The sequence below is a fragment of the Microbacterium sp. genome (genome assembly GCF_047607225.1).
In the GTDB taxonomy this organism is placed as follows: Bacteria; Actinomycetota; Actinomycetes; order Actinomycetales; family Microbacteriaceae; genus Microbacterium.
In genome coordinates this window covers 1-25,481 of the sequence record NZ_JASGDO010000046.1, presented here as the reverse complement: position 1 = coordinate 25,481, position 25,481 = coordinate 1, and the positions used below count along the sequence as shown (strand labels likewise).

Here is a 25,481-nt window from a genome sequence, read left to right as displayed (position 1 = left end):
CAAGGAAGACCTCCGCGCGCGAGACAGCGTGGTGCGCGGCCTGACTCGCGTCAAAGGCTTCCGGCCCGAGTAAGGGGCCACACGCTCAGGCGTGCCAGAGCACGCGCAGCGTGAGCACTATCGCGGCGTCGGGCATGTTGCGGCGGTTACCCCGACCGATGCTCTGAACGACGACCGTCACAAGTGCCTCGATCACGGTGCGCTTGCGACCGAGCGTCAGTGCCCCCACACCGCGCCCACGTTGTCGGCGCCGACCAGATCGCACAGCGGCTCGACGACGGCGCCCTTCTTCAGCCTCGCGCGCACCTCGGCGATCTTGGCATCGACGGCGCGGGGGCCTGACGTTTTCGGCGCGCTGGATGAGCCCTTCGTCGCGGTCGTCACCGCGCTCTCCCCTGGTGGCCTCCAGTCGGGCCAGCGTGGCGCTCAGGGCGTCCGCATCGGGGCGCTCGCGGTCGATGAGTAGGTCGTCAGCATCTGCCCGCGTGAGTCGGGCGATCACAAGCCGCTCGATGAAAGCGTCGAGCAGGTCGCGCCGGCGCATGAAGTCCGCCGTCGACCCGCAGCGGTATGAGTGGATGCCCGCCTCGCCGCCACCTGCACGGATCGGCTGACCGCAGCATCTGCGTTCATAGATTCGCCGCGCATGGCGGACCGATCCACGTACAAGCGGCACCATAAACTCCCCGGGCGCCCGCGCGTCTGTCCCCTAAAGTCCCGACTCGTGCATGGCGATGCCACCCGATACGGTCGGACTCTCCCCCTCAAATGGTGGAACGGCGTGGTGGGGGTGTGGTTCCGCTCATGCACACGTTGTCCACGTCGCCGTCGGAGGTGTGAAATGAGCACGGTAGCCAGGTTGGCGGCGGCACTGCTGTTCGGCGCGTTCATCACCGTGTCGTCGGTGTACTCCGGAGGTCATCCGGCTTGGGGTCTCGCGATTGGGCTGGTGGGAGCTGCCGTCCTGTTCGGTGTGCAGACCTTCTCCTCGCGCCGCCGCTCGCGCGATACCGCGACCAGATCCCGCCGCTGAGAGAGCGCGGGTGGCTGCCCGCCCGCGCACCCCTCCGCGCCTTCCGCAGTCACCACGTCAGCGTGCGGCGAAGGCGTCGGTGAGCGCTTCACGCACGAGGCGGATGCTGGGCCGGTCGGCATCGGAGCGGCGGACGGCGGTGAAGATCTCGCGGGCGGGCGATCCGGGAAGGTCGGTGAGTCGAAGCGCGGGCTGTTCCACCCAGAGCAGGTCGGGGAGAAGACCCACGGCATGACCGGCAGCGATGAGCGGCACGTGGGCGGCGAGGTCGGCGAGCTCGAACCGCACGTCGGGTTCGAACCCGACGGCGCGGCACTGCTGCACCGCCCACTCCCGCGCCGCCGTGCCCCGAGGCTCCAGCACCCACGCGTGCGTGCGCAAGGAGGCGAGATCGCGCACGGGGCTCGCCGAGGCGATCCGTACGGGGTCGCTGCCGAGCACGTCGCGTTCGAGTCCGGAACGGTGTTCGCGCGTGTGGCCCGGATACTGCTCGGCGATCACCAGGTCGTAGCCGCGCGCGGAGAGCTCGAACAGGCCTTCTTCGGGCGGTGTCTCGGCGACTTCCACGCGCAGATCGGGTGCGCGTTCGGCGAGCAGGGTGAGCGCGTTCGGCACGAGGGTTCGGGCGGCGGACTGCAGCACCGCGATGCGCACCGGCGCGAGTCCCGGCCGCAGCGACTCGAGCTCGGCGCGGATCTGCTCGTCCAGCGCGAGGGCCCGAGCGGCGTGGGCGGCGAGGGCCGCGCCGTGCTCGGTGAGTCGCACCCGCCTCCCGTCGGGCGCGAGGAGGCGGACTCCCGCGTCGCGTTCGAGCTGGGCGAGCTGCTGCGAGATCGTCGACGGACTGTAGGAGAGCGCCTCTGCCACGGCCGCGAGCGTGCCCCGCAGGGCGAGCTCGTGCAGGAGCCGGAGCCGTCTGAGCTCGAACACGCGGCCTCCCCCATCAGTCGATGAACCTGACTGATAATGATCGCAGATCATCGCTTTTCCTGAATCATGGGTATGCCTCACCCTGGACAAATGGAGCGAGGAGAGACGGGGATCGTGGCGGACACAACGGAGACGACGAACGACGTGGCAAACGATCTCGTCGAGCGCTCGATCGCGCTCGCACAGCGCTGGGTGACCGAGTCGGCCGACGCCGCCGTGGATCCCGCGGCGGAGCGTCTTGCCGGCGTCCTGAAGGACGACAACGGCCTGCCTTTCACGATCGGGTTCGTCGACGGGGTGATGCGGCCCGAGAGCCTCACTGCCGCCGCCGCGAACCTCAGCCGCGTCGCGCCGCTCGTCCCGGACTTCCTGCCGTGGTACCTGCGTGGTGCCGTGCGCCTCGGGGGAGCGGTGGCTCCTGTGCTCCCCGCGCCGACCGTTCCCCTCGCCCGGCGGGCCCTGCGGGAGATGGTCGGTCACCTCGTCGTCGACGCCCGCCCCGAGAAGCTCGGCCCGGCCATCGCGAAGATCCGTGAGTCGGGCGCCCGGCTCAATCTCAATCTGCTCGGTGAAGCGGTCCTCGGCGAGGGTGAGGCGCGCCGCCGTCTCGACGGCATCCACGAACTCGTGCGCCGTGACGACGTCGACTACGTGTCGGTGAAGGTGTCCGCCATCGCGAGCCACATCTCGATGTGGGCCTTCGAGGAGACGGTGAGCGCGGTCGTGCAACGCCTCCTCCCCCTGTATCTCACGGCCGCCGAGCGCGGCACCTTCCTCAATCTGGACATGGAGGAGTATCGCGATCTCGATCTGACGATCGCGGTGTTCACACGGCTGCTCGCCGACTCCCGGCTGCACGGGCTCGAAGCCGGCATCGTGCTGCAGGCCTACCTGCCCGATGCCCTCCCCGCGCTGCAGGAGCTCACCGCGTGGGCCCGCGAACGCGTCGCCGCGGGCGGGGCCCGCATCAAGGTCCGGCTCGTCAAGGGCGCGAATCTCGCGATGGAACGGGTCGATGCGATCATGCACGGCTGGGAGGTCGCCACGCACACCTCCAAGCTCGACTCCGACGCCAGCTACGTGCGCTGCCTCGACGAGGCCCTGCAGCCGGAGAACACCGGTCCGGTGCGTCTGGGCGTGGCCGGTCACAACCTCTTCGACATCGCCTACGCGTGGCTCCTGGCGGGGGAGCGCGGCGTGCGCGATGACATCGAGTTCGAGATGCTGCTCGGAATGGCCCAGGGTCAGGTGGAGGCCGTCGCTCGCGAGGTCGGGCACGTCCTCCTCTACGTCCCCGTGGTGCGGCCGGACGAGTTCGACGTCGCGATCAGCTATCTCGTGCGGCGCCTGGAGGAGAACGCCTCGAGCGACAACTTCCTCTCCGCCGCGTTCGAGCTGGCGACCGACCCCGCTCTGTTCGCGCGCGAACGGGATCGCTTCGTGCGCTCGGTCGAGCGGGCCGCCGATCCTGCTCTCCCGGTGGGTCCCGCCCGCCGCCAGGTGCGCGGCGAGTCCGAGGCCGCCCCGCCGGCCGACACCGCGCCGGAGACCACCCGGACTCCAGAGGTCGAGGAGCCCGCGCTCACGCAGGCCGTGCTGTCGATCGCCGACGGCGCCGACGAGTTCGCCGGCACCGCGGTGTTCGAGCCCCGCCAGAGCGCGGCCGTGCACGAGGGCGCTCCCGGCTTCCGCAACGCGGCGGACTCCGATCCGGCGCTTCCCGCCGTGCGCGAGTGGGCGCGGGAGATCGTCGCCCGGATCGAGACGTCGACGGCCGGGACGGACACCCTCGCGGCGGCTCGCGTGGAGACGACCGACGAGGTCGACGTCGTGATCGATCGCGTGAACACGGCGGCGCAGGCGTGGGGAGCCCTGGCCGCGCGTGAGCGGGCGGCCGTGCTCCGCCGCGCCGCCGACCTCCTCGAATCCCGCCGGGGCGAGCTGATCGAGGTCGCCGCGTCGGAGACCGGCAAGGTGTTCGCCGAGGCCGACGTCGAGGTCAGCGAAGCGGTCGACTTCGCCCGGTATTACGCCGCGACCTCCCTCGAGCTCGACCGCGTGAGCGGAGCGGTGTTCCAGCCGGCACGCGTCACGGTGGTGACACCGCCCTGGAACTTCCCCCTCGCGATCCCCGCCGGCGGCGTCTTGGCTGCGCTCGCCGCGGGGTCGGGCGTCGTGTTCAAGCCCGCCCCGCAGGCCTCGCGCTGTGGCGCGGTGATCGCGGAGGCACTGTGGCAGGCGCTCGACGACGCCGGTGTCTCCCGCGAGGTCCTGGCACTCATCGCGCTCGAGGAGGGCGAGGTGGGGCGGCGGCTCGTCTCTCACCCGGCGGTCGACCGCGTGATCCTCACGGGTGCGTGGGAGACGGCGGAGCTGTTCCGCTCGTGGCGCCCCGACCTGCCGCTGCTGGCCGAGACCAGCGGCAAGAACGCGATGATCGTCATGCCCTCCGCCGACCTCGACCTCGCCGTCTCCGACCTCGTCAAGAGCGCGTTCGGGCACGCCGGGCAGAAGTGCTCCGCCGCCTCTCTCGCGATCCTCGTCGGCCCCGTCGCCCGCTCCGAACGCTTCTCTCGTCAACTCGTCGATGCCGTTCAGTCGCTGCGTGTGGGCGCTCCCTCCGACCCGCTCAGCGAGGTGGGGCCTGTCGTCGAAGTGCCGCACGGCAAGTTGGAGTGGGCGCTGACGACGCTCGACGACGGGGAGAAGTGGCTCGTGGAGCCCTCACCGGTCGCGGCCGCGGCTCCCTACGAGGGGCGACTGTGGACGCCCGGCGTGCGTACCGGCGTCCGCGCCGGCGCCCGGTTCCACCTCGAGGAGTTCTTCGGACCCGTCCTCGGGATCATGCACGCCTCGTCGCTGGCGGAGGCGATCGAGCTCCAGAACGCGGTCGCGTACGGCCTGACGGCAGGCCTCTACACACAGAACCCGGTGGACCTCGCGCGGTGGCTGGAGGAGGTGGAGGCGGGGAACCTCTACGTCAACCGCGGAATCACCGGGGCGATCGTGCAGCGCCAGCCCTTCGGCGGCTGGAAGCGCTCGTCGGTGGGGGCGGGGACGAAGGCGGGCGGTCCCAACTACCTGATCGGGCTCGGTTCCTGGCGCGCGTCGGCGGGCGCGGCGCAGTCCTCGACGCTGCACTTGCGGGGCTTGGACCCCCGCATCACGGGCGTCATCGAGGCCGCCCAGCCGACCCTCGACTACGACGCGTTCGAGTGGCTCCGCCGCGGCGCGCTCTCGGACGCCGTCGCGTGGGACCGAGAGTTCGGTCGCGTCAAGGACGTCTCCGGGCTCGGGGTGGAGCGCAACCTCTTCCGGTACCGACCGGTGCCCGTCTCGCTCCGAGCCACCGCCGACGCGGCGTGGCAAGCGGTGCTGCGGGTGGTCGTGGCGGGGGTGCGTGCGGGATCGGAGATCACCCTCAGTGCTCCCGTGGGGCTCCCCGCCGCGGTTCGGGGTGCGCTGGGCGACCTCGACATCCCGGTCTTCGTGGAGAGCGAGGCGCAATGGACGGCGCGCCTGCGTGCCGGTGACGTTCGACGGGTGCGGCTCATCGGCTCGCGCGAGGCGATGGCCGAAGCAAACTCCGCGCTGGCCGTCGCGGTTGAGGGCGACCCCGACATCGCCGTCTACGACAACGAGGTGACCACGGCGGGCCGCCTCGAGCTGCTCCCCTTCCTGCACGAGCAGTCCGTCACCATCACAGCGCACCGCTTCGGGAATCCCGATCCGACGTTCGCCGAGGTCATCTAGCCGGAGGCTCTTCCGTCGACACTGATGAGGGGATGCGCGGACGATGAGCATCGAGATCACCCGAGCAGGTCGCGAAGATCCTCGGTCGTGAGCTTCTGGCGTGTGATCATGTTCGTGAACGTGGAGCCGTCCTGCCGGAAGACGGCGTAGCCGTCCGCGCCGAGCGCGTAGACGCCTCGCTCCGGATCTGTCTTCAGCATCATCAGGTATGTCTCGCCGACGGCGAGATCAGCGGGCGCCGCGGTCACGAAGCGCACCAGGCTCGATTCGCGCTCCTTGACCGACCGATCCGCCAGTCCGCTCTTCTGGGCTCGCTCCAGAGGCATGGCCTCGAACGCCTCTTGCTCCGTGACGACGCCGCCCTGGACGATGATGACACCGGCGGGCGGGGCTTCCCCCTTCAGCTTCTCGTCTACCCGGATGATGACCTCCGTTTCGGGGAAGCTGCCGTCGTTCGATGGGAACTCGGCGCGATCGCCAATCCGCTCGACCGTCGCCACCACGACCGAGGCCGAGTGCGACGCGACTTCCTTCACATCGGACACATCGTACGCATACGACGCGGAGACCATTTCGATCACGCGAATGTCAGTTTGTCCCGGTGTGGGTTTGGGTGTCGCGCGGGTGGTTGCGTCAGCGGGCCGCGCGCCGGGAACGGTGGGGGTGGCGCAGCCGGTGAGCAGTAATGCCACAACGGCGGCGCCTGCCATCCAGTGGTGTCTCATGACGCTCCTTGTCAGTACTTCGTAACCAGGACGGTGTTCGTCTCCGCGGTCATGGCCGTGGCTGTACCAGAGGTATAGGCATACATGATGCTCGCCTTGTTGACCGCCAGCTTGAGATCTCGAAGGCCGTAGCCGTGGAGCATCTCGTGGAGGATGGTGACTCTCCGCTTAGTCGTACTCAGTTCATCCATCCGAGCATCGTTGAGCCAGACCTCTGCATAGCGCCAGTTGAATGCGTCCATTGCCGGCGCTCCCATTGAGTAGTACCCGCCCCCGTTGTCGTCTTTGCGGAAGACTTCCACGTAGGCGACGATGTCGGATGCTGACTTGGAGTACTGATAGAAGTCCATCTGGGAGTTGGCCGTCACGGTGGTCTGCCACAGCACCATCGGATTGGACATCGAACCTGGAGGGTACATCAGGGAGTTGATGGCCGCAGGTATTGAAGAGGTGTACTCGTTGCCTGGGAAGATCTTGTAGCCGATGTTTGTACCAGGAGACATCTTTTTCGTGAAGTCGAGTCGTTCCCCATTGAAGGTCGCGGCTGTTGCTGGCGTCGTGTGAAGCGTCGCCAGCAGCGTGCCCACAACCAACGTCGAGACCAGTATCCGCCAACTCGTCTTTCTGCGGGGCATCTCGTCCATCCTTCTCTGTTGTGTACACAATGCAGCGAATTATCCCCCCCGTCAATGAATTTGATACGGCTGGTCCGAGCTGCTCCCCTTCCTGCACGAGCAGTCCGTCACCATCACAGCGCACCGCTTCGGGAATCCCGATCCGACGTTCGCCGAGGTCATCTAGCGACGACTACCCCGCGAGTGCGCCGCGCCGGTCGCGGGCGCGGATACCCTCGACAGAGGATCCGTCCGGTCGGCGGGGATCCGGAGCGAAGGGGCACCGATGAGCGAGGTCGGACGGAACTGGGCGGGCAACCTCTCCTACCGGGCGCAGCGGCTCATCGCCCCGCGGACGCGCGACGAACTCGCCGACGCGGTGGTGTCCTCTCATCGCGTGCGTGCTCTCGGAAGCCGTCACTCGTTCTCCGACATCGCCGACACCGACGGCGTGTTGATCTCGTTGATGGAGCTCCGGGCAGAGCCCGAGCTCGACGAGGAACGCGGTGTCGTGAGGGTGTCGGGCGGGGTCCGGTACGGCGACCTCGCGCCGTGGCTCGACGACCGCGGATATGCCCTCGCGAACCTCGCCTCCCTCCCGCACATCTCCATCGCGGGGGCCGTGGCGACCGGCACGCACGGATCGGGCGCCCGCATCGGGTCGCTCGCGACGCAGGTCGCGGCGATCGAGCTCGTCGACGGCCGCGGCGAGGCCGTCCGCGCGGCCCGCGGCGACGACGACTTCGCGGGGTCGGTCGTAGGCCTCGGCGCTCTCGGCATCGTCACGGCCCTCGAACTCGACGTCGAGCCGACGTACGAGGTCGCCCAGACCGTCTTCGAAGGCGTGGGGTGGGATGACGTGCTCGCCGCCTTCGACGACCTCCAGGCCCGTGCCGAGAGTGTGAGCCTGTTCACGACGTGGCGCTCGGCGGACGCGATCGACCAGGTGTGGATGAAGACGCGTGCCGCCGCCGTGGATCTCACCGGCGCCGTGGACCTCGCCGACCTCGGGGGTCGCCCCGCCGACGGGCCGCGGCATCCGCTCCCGGGCATCGACCCGCAGCCCTGCACGCCGCAACAGGGGCTCCGCGGCCCCTGGTACGACCGGCTGCCTCACTTCCGTCTCGCGTTCACTCCGTCGGCCGGCGACGAACTGCAGAGCGAGTACCTCGTGCCGCGCGGCGACCTGGTTGCCGCGATCACCGCGCTGCGAGAGCTCGCGCCAGACATCGCCGCGCTCCTGCTCGTGTGTGAGGTGCGGACGGTCGCCGCCGACGACCTGTGGCTGAGCATGGCCTCCGGTGGGGAGGCGGTGGCCCTCCACTTCACCTGGCGCCCCGATGAGGCCGCCGTCCGTGCGTTCCTGCCGCAGCTGGAGGAGGCACTGCCGCAGACGGCCCGCCCGCACTGGGGGAAGCTGTTCACCCTCGACGGCGTCGCGGTCTCGGCGCGCTATCCCCGATGGGCGGATGCGCAGGCCCTCCGTGCGCGGCGCGATCCCGATCGTCGCTTCGCCAACGCGTGGACGGAGCGTGTCGGTTTCTGAACGCCCCCGTCTTTTGAACGTCCCCGGCTTCTGAACGCCCCACCCTTCTGAACGCCCCGCGTGAGCGGAAATCGATTATCTTGCTTCGTTTCCGCGGAGGTGCCGCGTGAGCATGGACATGTCCGGCTCACGGGGAGCCGGGGGACGGAGACCGGAGATGAAGAAGTTCAGGACGCCGCGACCGGCGCTGGCCCGCGCGGCCGCCCTCGTGGCATCGGTGGTGCTGGGCGCGAGCCTGCTGGCGGCCTCGCCGGCGACGGCGGCCCCTCAGACGACCGAGGCACTCACCGCCCCCGCGAGCATCGCCGCCGCGATCACGGCGGGCCCCGTGGTCAAGGCGGCCTCGGGATGCAAGGCGTTCACGCGGCCCAGCAGCAAGCACGTCACGGTGCCCTCGGGCTACTGCTACAACCCCAACGCCAAGAAGAACAAGACGCTGCACGACTTCTGCACCAAGTCGCCGGACGGGTGGTACAACGCCAACTTCAAGGGTCCGTGCGCCCGCCACGACATGTGTATCGAGGCGAAGAAGGTCAAGCGCAGCAGCTGTGACTCCTCGTTCCGCGGCTACATGCTCTCGGAGTGCAACAAGACTTTGGGCAAGTTCAACCCGCTGCGGTACCAGTGCCGCTCGATCGCGCTCTCGTACTACGCGGTCGTGCGCGCCAAGACCGCGATCTCCTAACGCGACGTTGAGGAAGCGTCCGCCCCGTCCGGTCTCTCGCCGGGCGGGGCGTCCTCGTGCGCGGGTGCCGTCGACGCGGCGGAGACCGACGAGGTCTCGGACGCGCGGACCATGAACTCGTTGACGAGACCGCGCACCGCGATCCCGAAGAGCGTCCAGACTCCGGTGGGTCCTTCGTCGGAGTCGGCGATCGTGAGCTGCGGATGCGCGAGACCTTCGACGCTCCGCAGCGAGAAGCCCTCACCGAGCGCCGCCATCGCCTCGGCGAAATCGGCGATCGTGTACGGCGTGCGCATCCGGTAGCCGAAGCGATCCATCAGGTCGCCGTAGAAGCGCGTGAACTCCTCGATCGACTCGGCGTGGCGCTCCTGCGCCGCCTCGCGCAGTTCCGGCCAGGTGTCCGCTCCCGCGCGCAGGCACAGCGCGATGAGGAACGCGCGGGAATCGGGTGAGGCCGCATCCTCGGGAGATCGCACGGGAACATGGGACTGCGCCGCGACGCGGATGACGTCGTCCATCGTGACGGGGCCGTCGGTCAACTCCTGGATCGCCCCTTCGGCGGCCCGCGCGGGAGGCGAGAAGCGCAGCCTCACCATCGCGACGGCGAGGTCGCGCTGGTAGTCGGTCTGGTCGGACCAGATGCGGTATGCGGCGCCGGTCGTCAGACCGGTGCGACGCAGCACCTCCTGCAACTTGATGTGGTGCACGCCCGCGCTGGCTCCCCGTTCCAGGAGCATCGACAGTCCGACCTTGAGCAACAGCGCTCGGGTCTGTTCAGCGGTACGACGGGGCATCGGGGCTCCTCGAGGGGGCGGGTCGAGTGCGGCACGACGACCCTGTATGGAGAAACAACTTATCTTTCTGGCGCCGCGACGGCCACGGGGTCACGATAGCTACGGCGCCTCTGGGGAGCGCCACGCGGAGGTCCGTTCCAGCTCGGCAGAGCCGAGGACCGTCCGCGACATTCCGGGGGGAGTGTCGCTCTGGGGTCGGGATCGCTCGGCCCCAGAGCTCCGCGGGAGGCTCGACGGAGTATCGCGCGAGGCGCACCGGAGCGGGGTCAGCCTTCCGGAGCATCATCGGCATCGACCGGCACCATGAACTCGTTGACGAGCGCTCGCACTCCCAGCGCGAACAGCGTCCAGGGGCCCTCCGGCACGTCGTCGCCGGCCGTCGCCTCGTACGTGGGGTGGGGGATGCCCTCCAGCGCTCGGATCGCGAAGCCCTCGCCCATCGCCGCCATGGCCTCGGTGAAGTCCTCGATCCGCAGGGGCGACTTCATCCGCAGTCCGTAGGCCTCCATGAGGAACTGGTAGAACTCCGCGAAGGCCGCGATCGATTCGCGGTGCCGCTCCCGGCTGGCCTCGCGCAGTTCCGGCCAGGTGCGGGAGGTGGTCCGCAGGGCGAGGGCGATGAGAAACGACTGTCCGTCGGCGACGTCGTCGGGGTCGTCGCTGTCGAGGGCGGCGGAGCGGACGTGAGAGGCGGCCGCGGCGCGGATGACGTCGTCCCCGCTGGCGCCGGCGGCGATGAGGCTTTCGACCGCACTGCGCGCGTAGTCCGTGGGGGCGCTCAAGCGCAGCCGGACCATGGCGACCGAGAGGTCGCGCTGATAGTCGGTCTGGTCGACCCACAGCCGGTAGGCGGCACCGGTGGTCAGCCCCGCCCGACGCAGGACGTCTTGCAGCCGGATGTGCTGCACCCCTGCGCTCACCCCGCGCTCCAGCAGCATCTGCATTCCCACACGAAGCAGGAGCGCGCGGGTCTCTTCCCCCGAACGTCGTGCCATGCCCACAGCATCGCAGATCCCCGCGCAGATGCGTGTCGGCCCGGGCCGGGATTGCGCCGCCGTCGTCTGACAGAATGGGCCCACGGCGTGCCCGTGACGACCTTTCCCCGATGCTCATCACGAGCGCGGGTCGAAGGGCCGCCGGGCCCGGGGACAGCGTCCGCCGCCGGCAGTCCGAGGAGCCTCATGTCCACTCGCTTCGAATCCGCGCCCGAGCGCATCGCGCAGCACCGCCGCTACCTCATGTGCCGCCCCGAGTACTTCACGGTCAGCTACCGGATCAATCCGTGGATGGAGCCGTCGCTCCCGACCGACACGGACAAGGCCCTCGCGCAGTGGCAGACGCTCTACGACACCTACCTCGCCCTCGGCCACGAGATCGAGCTGATCGATCCGGTTCCGGGACTCCCCGACATGGTCTACACCGCCAACGGCGGTTTCGTGATCGATGGGCGCGCTCTCGGGGTGAAGTTCCGCGTCGATGAGCGGCGCGGCGAGGAGCGGCCGTTCATGGACTGGTTCGCCGCGCACGGCTTCGAGGTGGTCGAGCCGCGGGCGGTGCAGGAGGGCGAGGGTGACTTCCTCCTCGTCGGCAACACGATCCTCGCCGGGAGCGGCTTCCGCTCCGACCCGTCGAGTCACCGGGAGGTCTCCGAGGCCTTCGATCGTGAGGTGGTCTCCCTGACCCTCGTCGATCCCCGGTTCTATCACCTCGACACGGCGATCTCGGTGCTCGATCCCGTGGAGGGGGAGGGCGGTGTCGCGGCAGCGACGATCGCCTACCTCCCCTCGGCGTTCGACGACGCCTCGCGGACGGTGCTCGAGCGCCGGTTCCCCGACGCGATCCGGGTCTCCGACGACGACGGCGCCGTGTTCGGACTCAACTCCGCCTCCGACGGGCTCAACGTCCTCCTGTCGCCGTGGGCGACCGGGTTCGCGGAGCAGCTGCGTGAGCGCGGCTACCGCCCCGTCCCGATCGACCTGTCCGAGCTCCTGCTCGGGGGCGGCGGGATCAAGTGCTGCACACTCGAACTGCGAGGTACCCGATGACCATCCCTGCCCTCGACGACTCCACGCGTGACGTGATCGCTGCCGAAGAAGAGCACGTCGCCCACAACTATCACCCGCTGCCGGTGGTCGTCGCCCGCGGCGAAGGCGCGTGGGTCACCGACATCGAGGGCAAGCGCTACCTCGATCTCCTCTCGGCCTACTCCGCCGTGAACTTCGGGCACCGCCACCCCGCGCTCATCGCCGCGGCGACGGAGCAGCTCGGCCGGATCACCCTCACCAGCCGCGCCTTTCACAACGACCGGCTCGGAGACTTCGCCGCGGCGCTGGCCGAGCTCAGCGGCAAAGACCTCGTGCTGCCGATGAACACGGGCGCGGAGGCGGTGGAGACGGGCGTCAAAGTGGCGCGGGCGTGGGCCTACCGCGTGAAAGGGGTGCCGGAGGGAAAGGCGACCGTCATCGTCGCCAACGGCAATTTCCACGGGCGCACCACCACGATCGTGAGCTTCAGTGACGACCCCCAGGCGCGGGACGACTTCGGGCCCTACACACCCGGGTTCGTGTCGGTACCCTACGGCGACGCGGAGGCGATCGCGGCGGCCATCGACGAGAACACGGCCGCCGTGCTGATCGAGCCCATCCAAGGGGAAGCCGGAGTCGTCATCCCGCCGGAGGGGTACCTCCGCGCGGTGCGCGAGCTGTGCGACCGTCACCGCGTGCTGTTCATCGCCGACGAGATCCAGTCGGGACTCGCCCGCGTCGGCACGACGTTCGCGTGCGATCGGGAGGGCGTCGTGCCCGACGTGTACCTGCTCGGCAAGGCGCTCGGCGGCGGCATCGTGCCGTTGTCGGCCGTCGTCGCCGATCGCGATGTGCTCGGAGTGATCCGCCCCGGGGAGCACGGCTCCACGTTCGGCGGCAATCCCCTCGCGACCGCGGTCGGCACCCGCGTGGTCGAGATGCTCGCCTCGGGTGAGTTCCAGACACGGGCGCAGGCGCTCGGCGACCATCTCGACGAGCGGCTGCGCGCTCTCGTCGGGCACGGCGTCACGGCGGTGCGCGTGGCGGGCCTGTGGGCCGGCGTCGACATCGATCCGGGGGTGGGGACGGGGCGCGAAGTGGCAGAGCGGCTCCTCGGGCGCGGTGTGCTGGTGAAAGACACCCACGGACAGACCATCCGTATCGCACCGCCGCTGGTCATCCGGGCGACCGAGATCGACTGGGCCGTCGAACAGCTGCGCGTGGTCCTCGCCGGCTGACGCCACCCCTCGCGCGGCAGCGCAGGAGAACTCCGGAGTGCAGGACTATCCCGAGTGGAGCGTCCTGTTTAGCGGAGTTCTCCTGTGTCGCGTGCCCGAACGGGGAGGATTCTCCACAGGACCGGCTCGCGCGGGAGCGTCATCTTCTGGAAACACGGCCCGGACTAGGCTCATGTCATGGGTGACCTGTTCGACGGATACGGCTCCACGCTGGCCCCGAGGAAGACGCCGTCGGGGGTGCCGGCGTTCGACGAGATGTTCGGCCATCCGCCGCACCCGGGAGCGCCGGCCGAATCGCGCGCGGCCTATCGTGAGCTCTACCACACGCTCGCGCGGATGACCCAGGAGGAGCTGCGCGGGCGCACCGACTCGCTCGCCAGCTCGTACCTCGCGCAAGGCGTCACCTTCGACTTCGCGGGCGAGGAACGTCCCTTCCCGCTCGATGCGGTTCCCCGTGTGATCGAGTACGACGAATGGTCGCGCATCGAACGCGGCGTCACGCAGCGCGTGCGTGCCCTCGAGGCCTTCCTCGACGACGCCTACGGTCACCAGCACTGCGTCCGCGACGGTGTGCTCCCCGCCGCTCTCATCGCCTCGTCGCAGTACTTCTACCGCCAGGCGGCGGGGATCCGCTCCGCCAACGGCGTGCGGATCCAGGTGGCGGGGATCGACCTCATCCGCGATGAGCACGGCGAGATGCGCGTGCTGGAGGACAACGTCCGGGTGCCGTCGGGGGTCAGCTACGTGATCTCCAACCGCCGGGTGATGGCGCAGACCCTCCCGGAGCTGTTCGTCTCGATGCGCGTGCAGCCCGTGGGCGACTACCCGAACAAGCTCCTCCAGGCACTGCGTGCCTCCGCCCCGCCCGGGATCGACGACCCGAACGTCGTCGTCCTGACCCCCGGCGTCTACAACTCCGCCTACTTCGAGCACACGCTCCTCGCGCGGCTCATGGGACTGGAGCTCGTGGAGGGTCGCGACCTGCAGTGCGTCGGCGGCAAGGTGTTCATGCGCACGACGCGCGGACCGCGCCGGGTCGACGTCATCTACCGCCGTGTCGACGACGACTTCCTCGACCCGCTGCAGTTCCGCGCCGACTCGATGCTCGGTGCTCCCGGCCTCATGCTCGCCGCGCGACTGGGCAACGTCACGATCGCCAACGCGGTGGGCAACGGAGTGGCCGACGACAAGCTCCTCTACACCTACGTGCCCGACCTCATCCGTTACTACCTCGCCGAAGAGCCGGTGCTGAAGAACGTCGACACGTGGCGTCTGGAGGATCCGGACGCGCTGGAGGAGGTGCTCGACCGGCTCGACGAGCTCGTCGTCAAGCCCGTCGACGGCTCGGGCGGCAAGGGCCTGGTCGTGGGGCCCGACGCGAGCCGCGCGGAGCTGGAGACGCTGCGGACGAAACTGCTGACCGACCCGCGGGGGTGGATCGCGCAGCCCGTCGTGATGCTGTCCACCATCCCGACGCTGGTGGAGGAGGGGATGCGTCCCCGCCACGCCGACCTCCGACCCTTCGCCGTCAACAACGGCGACGACGTGTGGGTGCTGCCGGGAGGGCTCACCCGCGTCGCGCTCCCCGAGGGGCAGCTCGTGGTCAACTCCAGCCAGGGCGGCGGATCGAAGGACACGTGGATCGTCGGCGGTGACGCCCCGCGCAGCTCCGAGTACGCGCAGGGGCAGAACCTCGCCGGCCTCGTGGCCGAGCAGGCGTCGGTCACCGAGGCGATCACGATCATCTACGACCCGCAGGACGAGCAGGCCCACTCGCCGCAGGACCGGCCTCGCTCCAGTGGCGAACAGCAGGAACAGCAGCAACAGGGGAGGGATGCGGGTCCGTCCGCTCCTCACACCGAGGAGGCGGGATCATGCTGAGCCGCATCGCCGAGTCGCTGTTCTGGATCGGACGCTATATCGAGCGGTCCGACGGCACCGCGCGCATCCTCGACGTCCACCTCCAGCTCCTGCTGGAGGACCCGTGGATCGACGAGGACACCGCGTGCCGGTCCCTCATGGGCGTCATGGGGAGCTTCCCGCCTGCCGATGTGGAGCGGGTGACGCGCGGCGACGTGCTCACCCACCTCGCCGTCGACCGGCAGAACCCGTCGAGCATCGCCTACTCCTTGCAGGCTGCCCGCGAGAACGCCCGCCGTGCCCGGGAGATCGTCTCCACCGAGCTGTGGGAGACGCTCAACACGACCTACTCGCGGATGCCGAGACGGCTCAACGACGAGAAGGTGCACGAGTTCTTCCAGTGGGTGCGCGAGCGGGCGGCGCTCGCCGTCGGCATTTCGGACTCGTCGACGAGCCGTGACGAGGCGTGGCAGTTCTTCACGCTCGGCCGCTCCATCGAGCGCACCGACATGACGGCCCGGATGCTCGCGACCCGCTCGCTGACCGAGGCGTCGGGGCCGTCGTGGACGACGATCCTCCGCTCGTGCGGCGCCTACGAGGCGTACGTCCGCACGTATCGCGGTATGCCGAGCGCGAGCAATGCGGCGGAGTTCCTGCTGTTGGACCGCCTCTTCCCGCGGTCGATCATCCACTCGATCCAGCGCGCGGAGGACTGCATGCGCGCGATCGACCCCGTCGCCGACCGCGTGGGTCACTCCAACACGGTGCTGCGCGCGCTCGGACGCATCCGCAACGACCTCGAGTACCGCCCGATCACCGAGATCCTCGACGAGCTGCCGCTCCACATGGACCGGGTGCAGAAGGTCACGCGTGAGGCGTCGGAGGCGATCCGCAGCCGCTTCTTCCCCACCCATGCCGAGCCGAGCTGGATCGGAGAGACCTCATGAAGCGCCTGCGCATCGAGCACGCGACCGGGTTCAGCTATGAGGGCGAGGTCGGAGCGTCGTACAACGAGGCGCGCATGCTCCCGAGCTCCACCGACAGCCAGTTCGTGCTGAGCTCGCAGTTGGACATCGAGCCCAACTCGAGCGTCAACCACTACGTCGACTACTTCGGCACGCGCGTCGCCTCGTTCGACGTGCTGGCGGGTCACTCGTCGCTGCGCATCACGGCGCGCTCCCTCGTCGAGGTGCGTCCGCGGCCGCTCGAGCCGACCGATCTGGACTGGGATCGCCTCGCTCGGGAGTCCGAGCGTCAGATCGCCACGGTCGAGATGCGCGGGCAGACCGCGCGCACGGCCCCCCACCCCGAGGTCGCCGAGATCGCGCAGGCCATCGCCGCCGAGCACGACACCCCGGCGGGCGCGGCTCTGGCCATCGCCCGCGCGATCGGCGATGCCGTCGAGTACATGCCTGGGAGCACCGGGGTCCACTCCACCGCCGCCGAGGCGTGGGTCCAGCGCAAGGGCGTGTGCCAGGACATCACCCACATCACCCTCGGAGCGCTTCGCCATGTCGGGATCCCCGCGCGCTACGTCTCGGGGTATCTGCACCCGCACCCGAACCCCGAGATCGGGGTGGCGGCGACGGGCGAGTCGCACGCGTGGGTGGAGTGGTACGTCGGGGACTGGCAGGGTTACGACCCCACCAACACCGCCGAGATCGGCGACCGGCACGTTCTCGTCGGACGCGGCAGGGACTACAACGACGTGCCGCCGCTGCGCGGAGTGTACGCCGGTCCCTTCAAGAGCAACCTCCACGTGGCTGTCACGATCACACGGGAAGCCTGAGCCCGGGGTCGCCGGTCAGGGGGCCGCGGGTCAGGCGGGGGAGTCGTCGGGGTCGAGGGCGGCGATCGTCGCCTCTTCGGCGGCGTTATCGGCGTCGAGCTGGTCCTCGGTCGTCTCGTCGCCACCGGCGGGCGCCTTGTCCTCCTCCGGCGCATCGCGCTCAGTCGGGGCGTTCTGCGCGGGCTGGGCGGGGGTCGCTGTCTGCTGGTCGTCGTCGGATTCCGGGGTGCTCATGCCGACAGGATAGGGCGGCGCCACCGTCCCGCCCCCGGGGTTGACAACGCCGCGACCGCGGAGGTCGTCACCGATGCGGGTTCTCCTCCGGCAGGCCCGCTGCCAGTTCCGCGAAGAGGTCGGCGGCCGAGACATCGCTCGCGAGCGGCGCGGCCTGGCCCGACCAGAGCGACTGCAGGTCGCCCTCTCCCCGCCGGTTGGCCTCGGAACGCAACGCTCCGACGACCCAGCTCTGGGCGGGGAACGGGGCGATCTCGCCCGCGTCGACCGTCTCGAGCAGGCGATTGCGGATCCCGCGCGCCCAGCGCCCCGTGGCGGCGCGGGTGAGCACGGTGTCCTCCGCGGCGATGCGGGAGAGGGCGGCGCGGTGGGCGGCGCTCGCGGCCGACTCGGGGGTGCGCAGGAACGCGGTGCCCACCTGAACGCCGGCCGCCCCCAGGGCGGACGCGGCGGCGACCCCGCGGCGGTCGGCGATGCCGCCGGCGGCGATCACGGGAATGTCGACGGCATCGACCACCTGCGGGACGAGGGCGACCGTGCCGACGAGCGACTCCTCGGCCGGTCGCAGGAAGCTGATGCGGTGTCCACCCGCCTCGGCGCCGCTCGCGACGACCGCGTCGGCTCCCGCGGCAGCGACGGCGCGGGCCTCGGCGACCGTCGTCGCACCCGCGATGACTCGGATGTCGCGGGCGCGGAGCCGTTCCATCGTGTCCGGGTCGGGCATCCCGAAGATGACGCTGAGGACGGCGGGGCGAGCGTCCAGGACCGCCTCGAGCTGCTCCCCGACGTCGACGAGGTAGCGCTCGGGCGTTCCCGCGGGGATGGGGATCCCGAGGGCGTCGTACAACGGCGCGGCCGTGCGGAGCGCCGCGGTCGTGTCGACCTGTCCGGGAACGACCTCGGTGCCGGTGGGCATCCAGAGGTTGAGGGCGAACGGGCGGTCGGTCGCGGCGCGGATGAGCGAGGCCGTCTCGACGATCCGCTCGCCGTCGTAGCCGTACAGTCCGTAGGACCCCAGTCCGCCCACATTGCTCACGGCGGCCGTCAGCGCGATCGAGGACATCCCACCGAAGGGACCGAGCACGATCGGCGTCTGGATCCCGAGCATCTCCGCGAGCTGCGGGCGGTCAGCGGGAGCGGGCATGACGCCGATCCGCGGCGGTGTCGGAGGAGATGCGGCGGCGCTCGACGACGTCGCCCGGGCGGACGGGATCGGGAAGCCGGATGGGGGTCGTGGCCGCCACCTCGTCGCTGAACTCCTCCGGGGCCACGACGGCGATGGGGCGGGTCTCCTCGATCGTCAACGCGAAGCGCCGGGACTCGTTCCGGTGCAGGCGGCCCGAGACGAGGAGCCAGCCGAACCCGACGGCGAAGGCCACGAGGGCGGCGGCCGCGCCGACGAGGATCGCGATGCGCGGCCCGAACTCAGCCGCCACCCACCCGACGATCGGGGCGCCGAGCGGGGTGCCCCCCATGAGGATCGCCATGTAGAGCGCCAGCACCCGCCCGCGCAGGGCCGGGTCGGTGGTGGTCTGGACGTACCCGTTGGCGGTCGTGAGCATGGTGACCACGGCGAAGCCGGTGACCATGAGGGTCGCCGCGTAGAGCCAGTACGTCGGCATGAACGCAGAGACGGTGGCGGCGATGGCGAACAGACCGGTCCCGAGGATCACCATGCGGATCCGGGCCCGGTCGCGGCGCGCGGCCATGAGCGCGCCGGCGAGTGAACCGATCGCGAGGATCGAGCTGAGCAGTCCGTACCCGTCGGCCTCCTGCCCGAACTCCAGGGCCATCGTCGACGCGAAGATCGGGAAGTTCATCCCGAACGCGCCGAGGAGGAACACCATCACGAACGCCACGACGAGGTCGGGGCGCCCCGCGACGTAGCGGAACCCGTCGGCCAATCGCGCGGCGCCGGGTGCGGCGGCGCGGGGGACGAGCTGGTCGGTGCGGATGAGGCCGAGGGCGACGATCATCGCGAGGAACGTCACGGCGTTGACGAGGAAGACCCACCCCGTGCCGATCGCGACGATCACGATCCCGGCGACGGCCGGCCCGATCATGCGGGCGCCGTTGAAGGAGGCGGCGTTGAGGGCGACGGCGTTCGAGGCGTTCTCGCGGGACACGAGATCGGAGACGAAGGCCTGGCGGGCGGGGTTGTCGAACGCGGCGACGACGCCCAGTGCCAGAGCGAACGCGTACATCAGGGGCAGCGTCATGAGACCGAGGAGCAGGAGCACGCCGATCGCGGCGCCGAGAAGGAGCAGGAGGCTCTGGGTGAGCATCAGCAGCCGGCGGCGCTCGAAGCGGTCGGCGACCCACCCGGTCACGCTCACGAGGAGGAGCGGCGGGGCGAACTGCAGCGCCATCGTCACGCCCATCGCTGCGGCGTCGTTGTCGGTCAACTCGGTGAGCACGACCCAGCTCAGCGCCGTCGCCTGCATCCAGGCGCCGACGTTCGACACGAGCGCGCCGATGAACCACACCCGGTAGTTGAAGACGGAGAAGGAGCGGAACATGGCGCTCATCGGTCGGCCACCTTCCGCATGATCTCGGCGGCCTCGGTGAGGGTCGCGCGCTCGGCGTCGGTGAGCGCGTCGAGCGAATGCTCCAACCAGGAGTCGCGCCGGCGGGTGGTCTCCTCCACGACGGCGAGGCCGTCGGGGGTCAAGGCGATCCGCACCTTGCGGCGGTCGTCGTCGGCGGCCGTGCGGGTGAGGTATCCCGACTCCTCGAGGCAGTTCACGGTGCGGTTCATCGACGGCGCCGACACCCGCTCGCGCTCCGCGAGCTCGCTCAGGGTGTGGGGTCCGTGCACCTTGAGCGCCGCGAGCACGGCGAACTGGCCGTCGCTCATGCTGTCGACCGCGCGCTGCGAGCGCAGGCGTCGTGCGAGGCGGAAGGTGGCCATCCGGAAGTCGGAGGCGAGGGCGTGGTGGACGGCGGGATCGGGGGAGATGTCTGTCGAGCTCATGCGATTACTTAGCATAGCTCATTAGTCTTGCTAATTACCTGGGCGACCCATCGTCGTTCGGTACTGCGGCTCGGTCCTCTGGCGGCGTGGGATGAGCCGGGATCCCCAGCAGATGGAGGAAGTCCTCGAACAGGCCCACCATGTCGACCTCGTCCGGGTCGAGCAGCCACTGCAGCTGGAGACCGTCCATCATGGCGGTGACGAGCTGTCCGACGCGACGCGGATCGAGGTCGGTGCGCAGGTCGCCGTCCTCCTGCAGGCGGCGGAACGCGGCGTCATCCTGGTGTCGGAGGTGCCGGTATCGCTCGCGGAACGAGTCGTGGGCGGGGTGCTGCGGATCGGTGGCCTCGGCCGAGAGGACGACGTGGAGCGCCACCAGGCCGGGGGAGTGGGCGTTGCGCGCCACCTGCTCGCGCATGGTGTCGACGAACGACGTGCCGGCGGATTCCGACTCTTCGCGCCGCACCCGGTCGCGCTCGTCGCGCTCGGCGATCGTGGCGGCCAGGAGCGCCGTCTTGGAGCCGAAGTGGTGGAGCAGGCCCGCGTCGGAGATGCCGACCCGCCGCGCGACCTCGCGCACCGAGGTGCCGCGGTAGCCCTGCTCGCCGAACACCTCGACGGCGGTGGAGAGGATCCGTTCGCGTCGCGCGTCGCCGCGGACCCGCCGCAGGTCGGGGCGAGCAGACGGCGCCGCGGACTCCGTGGGGCTCGCGGTCGCATCGGTCCGTGGGCGATCGTCGGCCATGGGTGCCTCCCTTGCGCGTGCTGGCGTCCTCAGTCTATGGTGAACAAACTAAGCGAGCAGTCGCTAGGTTTGTTTTGGATCACCGTCGAGGGCTCATGATGCCGCTCTCGATCTCGATGAGGAGGACTCCATGAAGATGACACGCAGAGTGGTCGCACTCGGAGCGCTCGGCATGGTCGGGGTGCTCGCGCTCGCCGGCTGTGGTCGCGCCGACGACGCCCCCACCGGTTCCGATGCGCCGTCTGCCCAGGCGCTGGATGACGGCCCCGCGACCGGCGAGATCACGATCTGGGCGATGGGTGAGGAGGGGGAGAACCTCGGCGACTTCTCCGAGTCCTTCACCGAGGCCAACCCCGACGCCAAGATCACGGTGACCACGATCCCGTGGGCGGACGTCATGACGAAGTACCAGACCGCGGTGGCGGCGGGAACGGTTCCCGACGCGATCATGATCGGGTCGTCGCTCCTGCCCTCGATGGTCGCGGCCGGAGGACTCGCCCCCGTCCCCGACGGCGTGGTCGACGAGTCCACGCTCAACCCGACGGCCGCGGAGTCGACCCAGGTGGACGGGGCGTCCTACGCGGTCCCGTGGTACGTGGAGACCCGCGTGCTCTACTACCGGAGCGATCTGGCGGAGAAGGCCGGCCTCTCGGCGCCCACCTCGTGGGAGGAGCTCACCGCGTTCGCGAAGGGCTTCACCGACGCCGGTGCCGCACACGGCATCCAACTTCCCATGGGCGATGCGGAGGACTCCACGCAGGTGATTCTGCCGTTCTACGCGCAGGCCGGCGGCGAGGTGCTCAACAGCGCGGGAGACGCCTACGCGTGGGACCACGACGCGCTCGTAGCGGCGCTCGAGTACTACGCGTCGTTCTTCACCGACGGCCTTGCCCCCCTCTCGGGCTACGGCGACTCGCAGACCGCCGCATTCACCGACGGTTCCAACCCCGCCTTCATCTCGGGGCCCTGGATGGTGTCGGTGTTGGCCGACATGAAGGACGCCGACTGGGTCGCGAAGAACGTCGCGACCGTGCCGGTGCCCGCCGGCGCCGCCAACAACGACTCGTACCTCGGTGGCGGCCACTTGGGCGTCTTCGCCGACGCGAAGAACGCCGACGGCGCGTGGAAGTTCATCAAGTGGCTGTCGCAGGCCGACACGCAGAAGGCGTGGTTCGACCTCACGAGCGACCTCCCGGCGGTCACCTCGGTGCTCGACGCCGAGCCCTACACCTCCGATGCCCGCATCTCCGTGCTCAACGACCAGTTGGAGAACACGGTCGCCCCGCCGTCGGTGCCCAGCTGGGACGAGATGTCGGCGTTCATCGAGACCGAGGCCGAGAAGGTCGCCAACGGCTCGAGTGCCGATGAGGCCGCATCCGCCATCGAGGCGAAGGCGGAGTCTCTCGGGACGGGCTGGTAATCATGTCGGTGGCCACCGCGGGGCGTCCGGCGGGTTCCGGGCGCCCCGCCGGGGACCGCTCTGCGGTCACCCGCGCACGGGGTGGGATGGCGGGCCAGCGGCGGCGGACGGCGATCGTCGCGTGGGTGTTCGCCCTCCCCTTCCTCGTGATCTTCGCGGTCTTCATGCTCGGACCGCTCATCGGCTCGTTCGCGATGTCGTTCACCGACCTAGGGGTGCGGGACCTCCGCTCGCCGTTCGCGGTGAACTTCATCGCCTTCGACAACTTCGGGGCGCTGTTCCAGGATGAGCTGTTCCTCAAGTCCATCGTCAACACCTTTTACTTCGTCGGTGTGGGGATCCCCCTGACGATGGCGCTCGGGCTCCTCCTTGCCGTCGCCCTCAACTCGGGCATCGAGCGCTTCCGCGGCGTCTTCCGCGTGGGCTTCTACACCCCGGTGGTCACCTCGATCGTCGCCGTCGCGGTGGTGTGGCGCTTCATCCTGCAGGACTCCGGGCTCCTGAACACCGTGCTGTCGTGGGTGGGGATCAACGGACCGGACTGGCTCAACGATCCCGTCTGGGCGATGCCGTCGATCATCGCGATGGGGGCCTGGCGGAACATGGGCACGCTCATGATCATCTTCCTCGCGGGCCTCCAGGCGATTCCGCGGGACGTCTACGAGGCGGCCGAGGTCGATGGCGCGGGTGCCTGGCGCCGCTTCACCGGGATGACCCTGCCCCTGATGCGTCCGACGCTGCTGCTGGGCGCCGTGCTGCTGTCGGTCGGGTTTCTGCAGGTGTTCGAGGAGCCGTTCGTGATGACCCAGGGCGGTCCGCTGAACTCCACCCTGACCATCAGCTACTACGTCTACAACCAGTTCGGCTACGGCGACTACTCGCTGGCCTCGGCCGCCGCGTACGTGCTGTTCGCATTCATCGCTGCGCTCTCAGCCGTGCAGTTCCGCCTGCTGCGATCGAAGGACACCTGACATGGCCACGATCACTCCGCCGGTCGTTCCGGCCGTCCCCTCGCCGACGAGCACGCGCGCGCCGCGTCGTCGCCGTCCCGTCTCGTGGTCGCGCGGAGCGACCTACCTCGCGTTGACGATCGGGCTGATCCTCACGCTCATGCCGTTCCTGTGGATGCTGCTCGGCAGCTTCAAGACGCAGGGCGAGCTGCTGCAGCGCCCCATCACGTGGTGGCCCGAGCAGGCCACGCTCGACAACTACTCGCGCTGGCTCACCCAGCTCGACTACGGCCAGTTCTTCGTCAACTCGGTGGTCGTGGCGCTGGTCGTGGTGGTCGGGAACATCGTGTTCTGCTCGATGGTCGCCTACGCGCTCGCCAAGCTCGAGTTCCCCGGCAAGAAGGTGCTCTTCGCCCTCGTGCTCCTGACCCTCATGGTGCCGGGCGTCGTGACGCTTGTACCGATGTTCGTCCTCGTCGCGAACATGGGGCTCGTCAACACCTATCCGGCGCTGATCCTGCCGTTCCTGGCGGGGCCCCTCGGGGTCTTCCTCATGCGGCAGTTCATCATGGGGGTGCCCGACGCCCTGCTGGAAGCGGCGCGGATCGACGGGGCGGGCGAGTTCCGCATCTTCCTCCGCGTGGTGCTCCCGCAGTGCGGCCCCGCGATCGCGACCCTCGCGATCCTCACGTTCCTGAGCTCGTGGAACAACTTCCTGTGGCCCCTTGTGGTGGCCCAGACCGAGTCGATGTACACCCTGCCGGTGGCCCTCTCGCTCTACTCGGTGGGGTCGAACGGCACCTACTACGGCCTCCTCATGGCCGGGTCGGTGCTGGTGGTCACCCCCATCCTCATCCTGTTCCTCTTCCTGCAGCGCTACTTCGTGCAAGGGATCACCATGACCGGGCTCAAGTGAGCCCAGACAAGGACGATCGATGACGACTCTCGCCTTCCCCGACGGCTTCGCCTGGGGAGCAGCCACCGCCGGACACCAGATCGAAGGCGGCAACGTCAACAGCGACTGGTGGCCGCGCGAAGTGGCCCCCGACTCGCCGCTGGCCGAGCCCTCGGGAGACGCCGCCGACAGCTATCACCGGTACCGCGAGGACATCTCGCTGCTGGCGGCGTCGGGCCTGGACACCTACCGCTTCTCGCTGGAGTGGTCGCGGATCGAGCCCGCCGAGGGCATGGTCTCCCATGCCGCCCTCGACCACTATCGCCGCGTCATCGACTGCTGTCTCGAGCTCGGCGTCGACCCCGCGATCACGATCTACCACTTCACGACGCCGCAGTGGTTCGCCGCCGACGGCGGATGGCGCAATCCCGCCTCGGTCGACCGCTTCGCCCGTTTCGTCGAGATCGTGCTGCCCCTCCTGTACTCCGCGTCGCACGTGTTCACGATCAACGAGCCGAACATCCTCGCGATGATCTTCGCCGGGAAGGGCAACCAGCAGATTCAGGCAGGCGCCCTCCCCGAGCCCGATCCGATCGTCACCGAGCATGTGATCGCGGCGCACCGGCGCGCAGTCGAGCTGGTCCGCACGACCGGACGTCCGGTGGGATGGCCCGTCGCACCGCAGCAGTTCTTCGCCGACCCGGGCGCCGAAGAGGTGCTGCGCGCCTACGCCTACCCCCGCGAGACGGTGTTCCTGGAGGCCTCGCGCGGCGACGACTTCGTCGGCGTCCAGGCCTACACGCGCACGCGCATCACGAAGGACGGGCCGTTGCCCGCTCCCGACGATGTCGAGCAGACGCTCACGGGCTGGGAGTACTACCCGCCGGCGATCGCCGAGGCCGCTCGTCTCGCCCACGACGTGACCGGACTCCCGGTCTACGTGTCGGAGAACGGCATCGCCACCGCCGATGACGCCCGGCGCATCGACTACACCCGTGACGCCCTCCGTGCGCTCCACGCGGAGATGACCGCGGGTCTCCCCCTCATCGGCTACCTGCACTGGTCACTGCTCGACAACTACGAGTGGGGCTCCTACGCGCCGACGTTCGGGCTCATCGGATGGGACCGGGAGACCTTCGTCCGCCGTCCGAAGCCGAGCCTCGCGTGGCTGGGCGGCGTGGCGCGGGGCAACGCCCTCACCGTGGACTGACGGGCGGCTCGCTAGGCGCGGGGGTGCTCGCGCCACCCGCCGTCGCTGTCGGCGCGGTCGGC

24 protein-coding genes are annotated in these 25,481 nt (G+C 69.7%); 13 read left to right on the top strand and 11 right to left on the bottom strand.

What is annotated here, in order from left to right; translation table 11 throughout:
- Nucleotides 1-216 precede the first annotated feature (216 nt).
- Entirely contained in the window at nucleotides 217-384 is a 168-nt protein-coding gene (locus tag QM591_RS09570) for a hypothetical protein (protein ID WP_415131950.1), read from the bottom strand.
- Nucleotides 385-841: 457 nt separating this feature from the next.
- Here QM591_RS09570 and QM591_RS09565 point away from each other — a divergent pair, with 457 nt between their 5' ends.
- Nucleotides 842-1,033, top strand: coding sequence for a hypothetical protein (locus QM591_RS09565; protein WP_415131948.1), 192 nt, complete (start codon nucleotides 842-844; stop codon nucleotides 1,031-1,033).
- A 57-nt stretch (nucleotides 1,034-1,090) separates the two neighbouring features.
- Here the strand turns inward: QM591_RS09565 and QM591_RS09560 are convergent, their stop codons facing one another.
- Nucleotides 1,091-1,963 (bottom strand): LysR family transcriptional regulator, encoded by an 873-nt coding sequence (locus tag QM591_RS09560; RefSeq protein ID WP_415131946.1) that lies wholly within the window; start codon nucleotides 1,961-1,963, stop codon nucleotides 1,091-1,093.
- Nucleotides 1,964-2,053: 90 nt separating this feature from the next.
- Here QM591_RS09560 and QM591_RS09555 point away from each other — a divergent pair, with 90 nt between their 5' ends.
- Complete coding sequence (locus QM591_RS09555; protein WP_415131944.1) at nucleotides 2,054-5,716, top strand: proline dehydrogenase family protein; 3,663 nt, start codon at nucleotides 2,054-2,056, stop codon at nucleotides 5,714-5,716.
- A 56-nt stretch (nucleotides 5,717-5,772) separates the two neighbouring features.
- On the opposite strand, the gene QM591_RS09550 is transcribed toward QM591_RS09555, so the two are convergent.
- Both QM591_RS09550 and QM591_RS09545 read right to left on the bottom strand, forming a co-directional pair.
- Nucleotides 5,773-6,426 carry a hypothetical protein gene (locus QM591_RS09550; RefSeq protein ID WP_415131942.1) on the bottom strand — a complete coding sequence of 218 codons (654 nt, stop codon included), beginning with the start codon at nucleotides 6,424-6,426 and terminating at the stop codon, nucleotides 5,773-5,775.
- 26 nt (nucleotides 6,427-6,452) lie between these two features.
- Nucleotides 6,453-7,085: a hypothetical protein gene (locus QM591_RS09545; RefSeq protein ID WP_415131940.1), complete on the bottom strand. Its 633-nt coding sequence runs from the start codon at nucleotides 7,083-7,085 to the stop codon at nucleotides 6,453-6,455.
- 256 nt (nucleotides 7,086-7,341) lie between these two features.
- Here QM591_RS09545 and QM591_RS09540 point away from each other — a divergent pair, with 256 nt between their 5' ends.
- Together QM591_RS09540 and QM591_RS09535 are read left to right on the top strand one after the other, a co-directional pair.
- Nucleotides 7,342-8,601 carry an FAD-binding protein gene (locus tag QM591_RS09540; RefSeq protein WP_415131938.1) on the top strand — a complete coding sequence of 420 codons (1,260 nt, stop codon included), beginning with the start codon at nucleotides 7,342-7,344 and terminating at the stop codon, nucleotides 8,599-8,601.
- A gap of 157 nt (nucleotides 8,602-8,758) precedes the next feature.
- Nucleotides 8,759-9,286, top strand: a complete 528-nt coding sequence (locus QM591_RS09535; protein ID WP_415131936.1) for a phospholipase A2 — start codon at nucleotides 8,759-8,761, stop codon at nucleotides 9,284-9,286.
- On the opposite strand, the gene QM591_RS09530 is transcribed toward QM591_RS09535, so the two are convergent.
- Together QM591_RS09530 and QM591_RS09525 are read right to left on the bottom strand one after the other, a co-directional pair.
- Complete coding sequence (locus QM591_RS09530) at nucleotides 9,283-10,080, bottom strand: hypothetical protein (RefSeq protein ID WP_415131934.1); 798 nt, start codon at nucleotides 10,078-10,080, stop codon at nucleotides 9,283-9,285. The two genes, QM591_RS09535 and QM591_RS09530, sit on opposite strands and share 4 nt — an antisense overlap.
- A gap of 266 nt (nucleotides 10,081-10,346) precedes the next feature.
- Nucleotides 10,347-11,075: a hypothetical protein gene (locus QM591_RS09525; protein ID WP_415131932.1), complete on the bottom strand. Its 729-nt coding sequence runs from the start codon at nucleotides 11,073-11,075 to the stop codon at nucleotides 10,347-10,349.
- Between the two features lie 186 nt (nucleotides 11,076-11,261).
- Here QM591_RS09525 and ddaH point away from each other — a divergent pair, with 186 nt between their 5' ends.
- The 5 genes from ddaH (at nucleotide 11,262) to QM591_RS09500 (ending at nucleotide 16,991) form a co-directional block, all read left to right on the top strand.
- Nucleotides 11,262-12,125 carry a dimethylargininase gene (gene ddaH / locus QM591_RS09520; RefSeq protein ID WP_415131930.1) on the top strand — a complete coding sequence of 288 codons (864 nt, stop codon included), beginning with the start codon at nucleotides 11,262-11,264 and terminating at the stop codon, nucleotides 12,123-12,125.
- On the top strand, nucleotides 12,122-13,342 hold the full coding sequence (gene rocD, locus QM591_RS09515) for an ornithine--oxo-acid transaminase (RefSeq protein WP_415131928.1): 1,221 nt from the start codon (nucleotides 12,122-12,124) through the stop codon (nucleotides 13,340-13,342). Before ddaH ends, rocD begins: the two co-directional genes overlap by 4 nt.
- 177 nt (nucleotides 13,343-13,519) lie before the next feature.
- Complete coding sequence (locus QM591_RS09510) at nucleotides 13,520-15,223, top strand: circularly permuted type 2 ATP-grasp protein (RefSeq protein ID WP_415131926.1); 1,704 nt, start codon at nucleotides 13,520-13,522, stop codon at nucleotides 15,221-15,223.
- A complete protein-coding gene (locus tag QM591_RS09505) occupies nucleotides 15,217-16,149 on the top strand; it encodes an alpha-E domain-containing protein (protein WP_067166420.1) in 933 nt (310 codons plus the stop codon). Before QM591_RS09510 ends, QM591_RS09505 begins: the two co-directional genes overlap by 7 nt.
- Complete coding sequence (locus QM591_RS09500) at nucleotides 16,146-16,991, top strand: transglutaminase family protein (RefSeq protein ID WP_415131924.1); 846 nt, start codon at nucleotides 16,146-16,148, stop codon at nucleotides 16,989-16,991. Before QM591_RS09505 ends, QM591_RS09500 begins: the two co-directional genes overlap by 4 nt.
- Before the next feature lie 30 nt (nucleotides 16,992-17,021).
- Here QM591_RS09500 and QM591_RS09495 read toward each other — a convergent pair whose 3' ends face one another.
- The 5 genes from QM591_RS09495 to QM591_RS09475 all read right to left on the bottom strand — a co-directional run bounded on the left by QM591_RS09495 (nucleotide 17,022) and on the right by QM591_RS09475 (nucleotide 20,944).
- Complete coding sequence (locus QM591_RS09495; protein WP_415131922.1) at nucleotides 17,022-17,225, bottom strand: hypothetical protein; 204 nt, start codon at nucleotides 17,223-17,225, stop codon at nucleotides 17,022-17,024.
- Between the two features lie 67 nt (nucleotides 17,226-17,292).
- Nucleotides 17,293-18,369, bottom strand: a complete 1,077-nt coding sequence (locus QM591_RS09490) for an NAD(P)H-dependent flavin oxidoreductase (protein WP_415131920.1) — start codon at nucleotides 18,367-18,369, stop codon at nucleotides 17,293-17,295.
- Nucleotides 18,353-19,744, bottom strand: coding sequence for an MFS transporter (locus QM591_RS09485; protein WP_415132018.1), 1,392 nt, complete (start codon nucleotides 19,742-19,744; stop codon nucleotides 18,353-18,355). The genes QM591_RS09490 and QM591_RS09485 overlap by 17 nt, the downstream gene beginning before the upstream one ends.
- A 5-nt stretch (nucleotides 19,745-19,749) precedes the next feature.
- A complete protein-coding gene (locus QM591_RS09480; protein ID WP_415131918.1) occupies nucleotides 19,750-20,199 on the bottom strand; it encodes a MarR family winged helix-turn-helix transcriptional regulator in 450 nt (149 codons plus the stop codon).
- Nucleotides 20,200-20,233: 34 nt separating this feature from the next.
- Nucleotides 20,234-20,944, bottom strand: a complete 711-nt coding sequence (locus tag QM591_RS09475; protein WP_415131916.1) for a TetR/AcrR family transcriptional regulator — start codon at nucleotides 20,942-20,944, stop codon at nucleotides 20,234-20,236.
- 130 nt (nucleotides 20,945-21,074) lie between these two features.
- Between QM591_RS09475 and QM591_RS09470 the strand changes: the two genes are divergently transcribed.
- From QM591_RS09470 to QM591_RS09455, 4 genes are read left to right on the top strand one after another with little or no spacing between them, the layout of a single operon-like run.
- Nucleotides 21,075-22,364 (top strand): sugar ABC transporter substrate-binding protein, encoded by a 1,290-nt coding sequence (locus QM591_RS09470; protein ID WP_415131914.1) that lies wholly within the window; start codon nucleotides 21,075-21,077, stop codon nucleotides 22,362-22,364.
- 2 nt (nucleotides 22,365-22,366) lie between these two features.
- On the top strand, nucleotides 22,367-23,335 hold the full coding sequence (locus tag QM591_RS09465; protein WP_415131912.1) for a carbohydrate ABC transporter permease: 969 nt from the start codon (nucleotides 22,367-22,369) through the stop codon (nucleotides 23,333-23,335).
- Nucleotide 23,336: 1 nt separating this feature from the next.
- Entirely contained in the window at nucleotides 23,337-24,230 is an 894-nt protein-coding gene (locus tag QM591_RS09460; protein ID WP_415131910.1) for a carbohydrate ABC transporter permease, read from the top strand.
- 19 nt (nucleotides 24,231-24,249) lie between these two features.
- On the top strand, nucleotides 24,250-25,419 hold the full coding sequence (locus QM591_RS09455; RefSeq protein WP_415131908.1) for a glycoside hydrolase family 1 protein: 1,170 nt from the start codon (nucleotides 24,250-24,252) through the stop codon (nucleotides 25,417-25,419).
- Nucleotides 25,420-25,481: the final 62 nt, after the last annotated feature.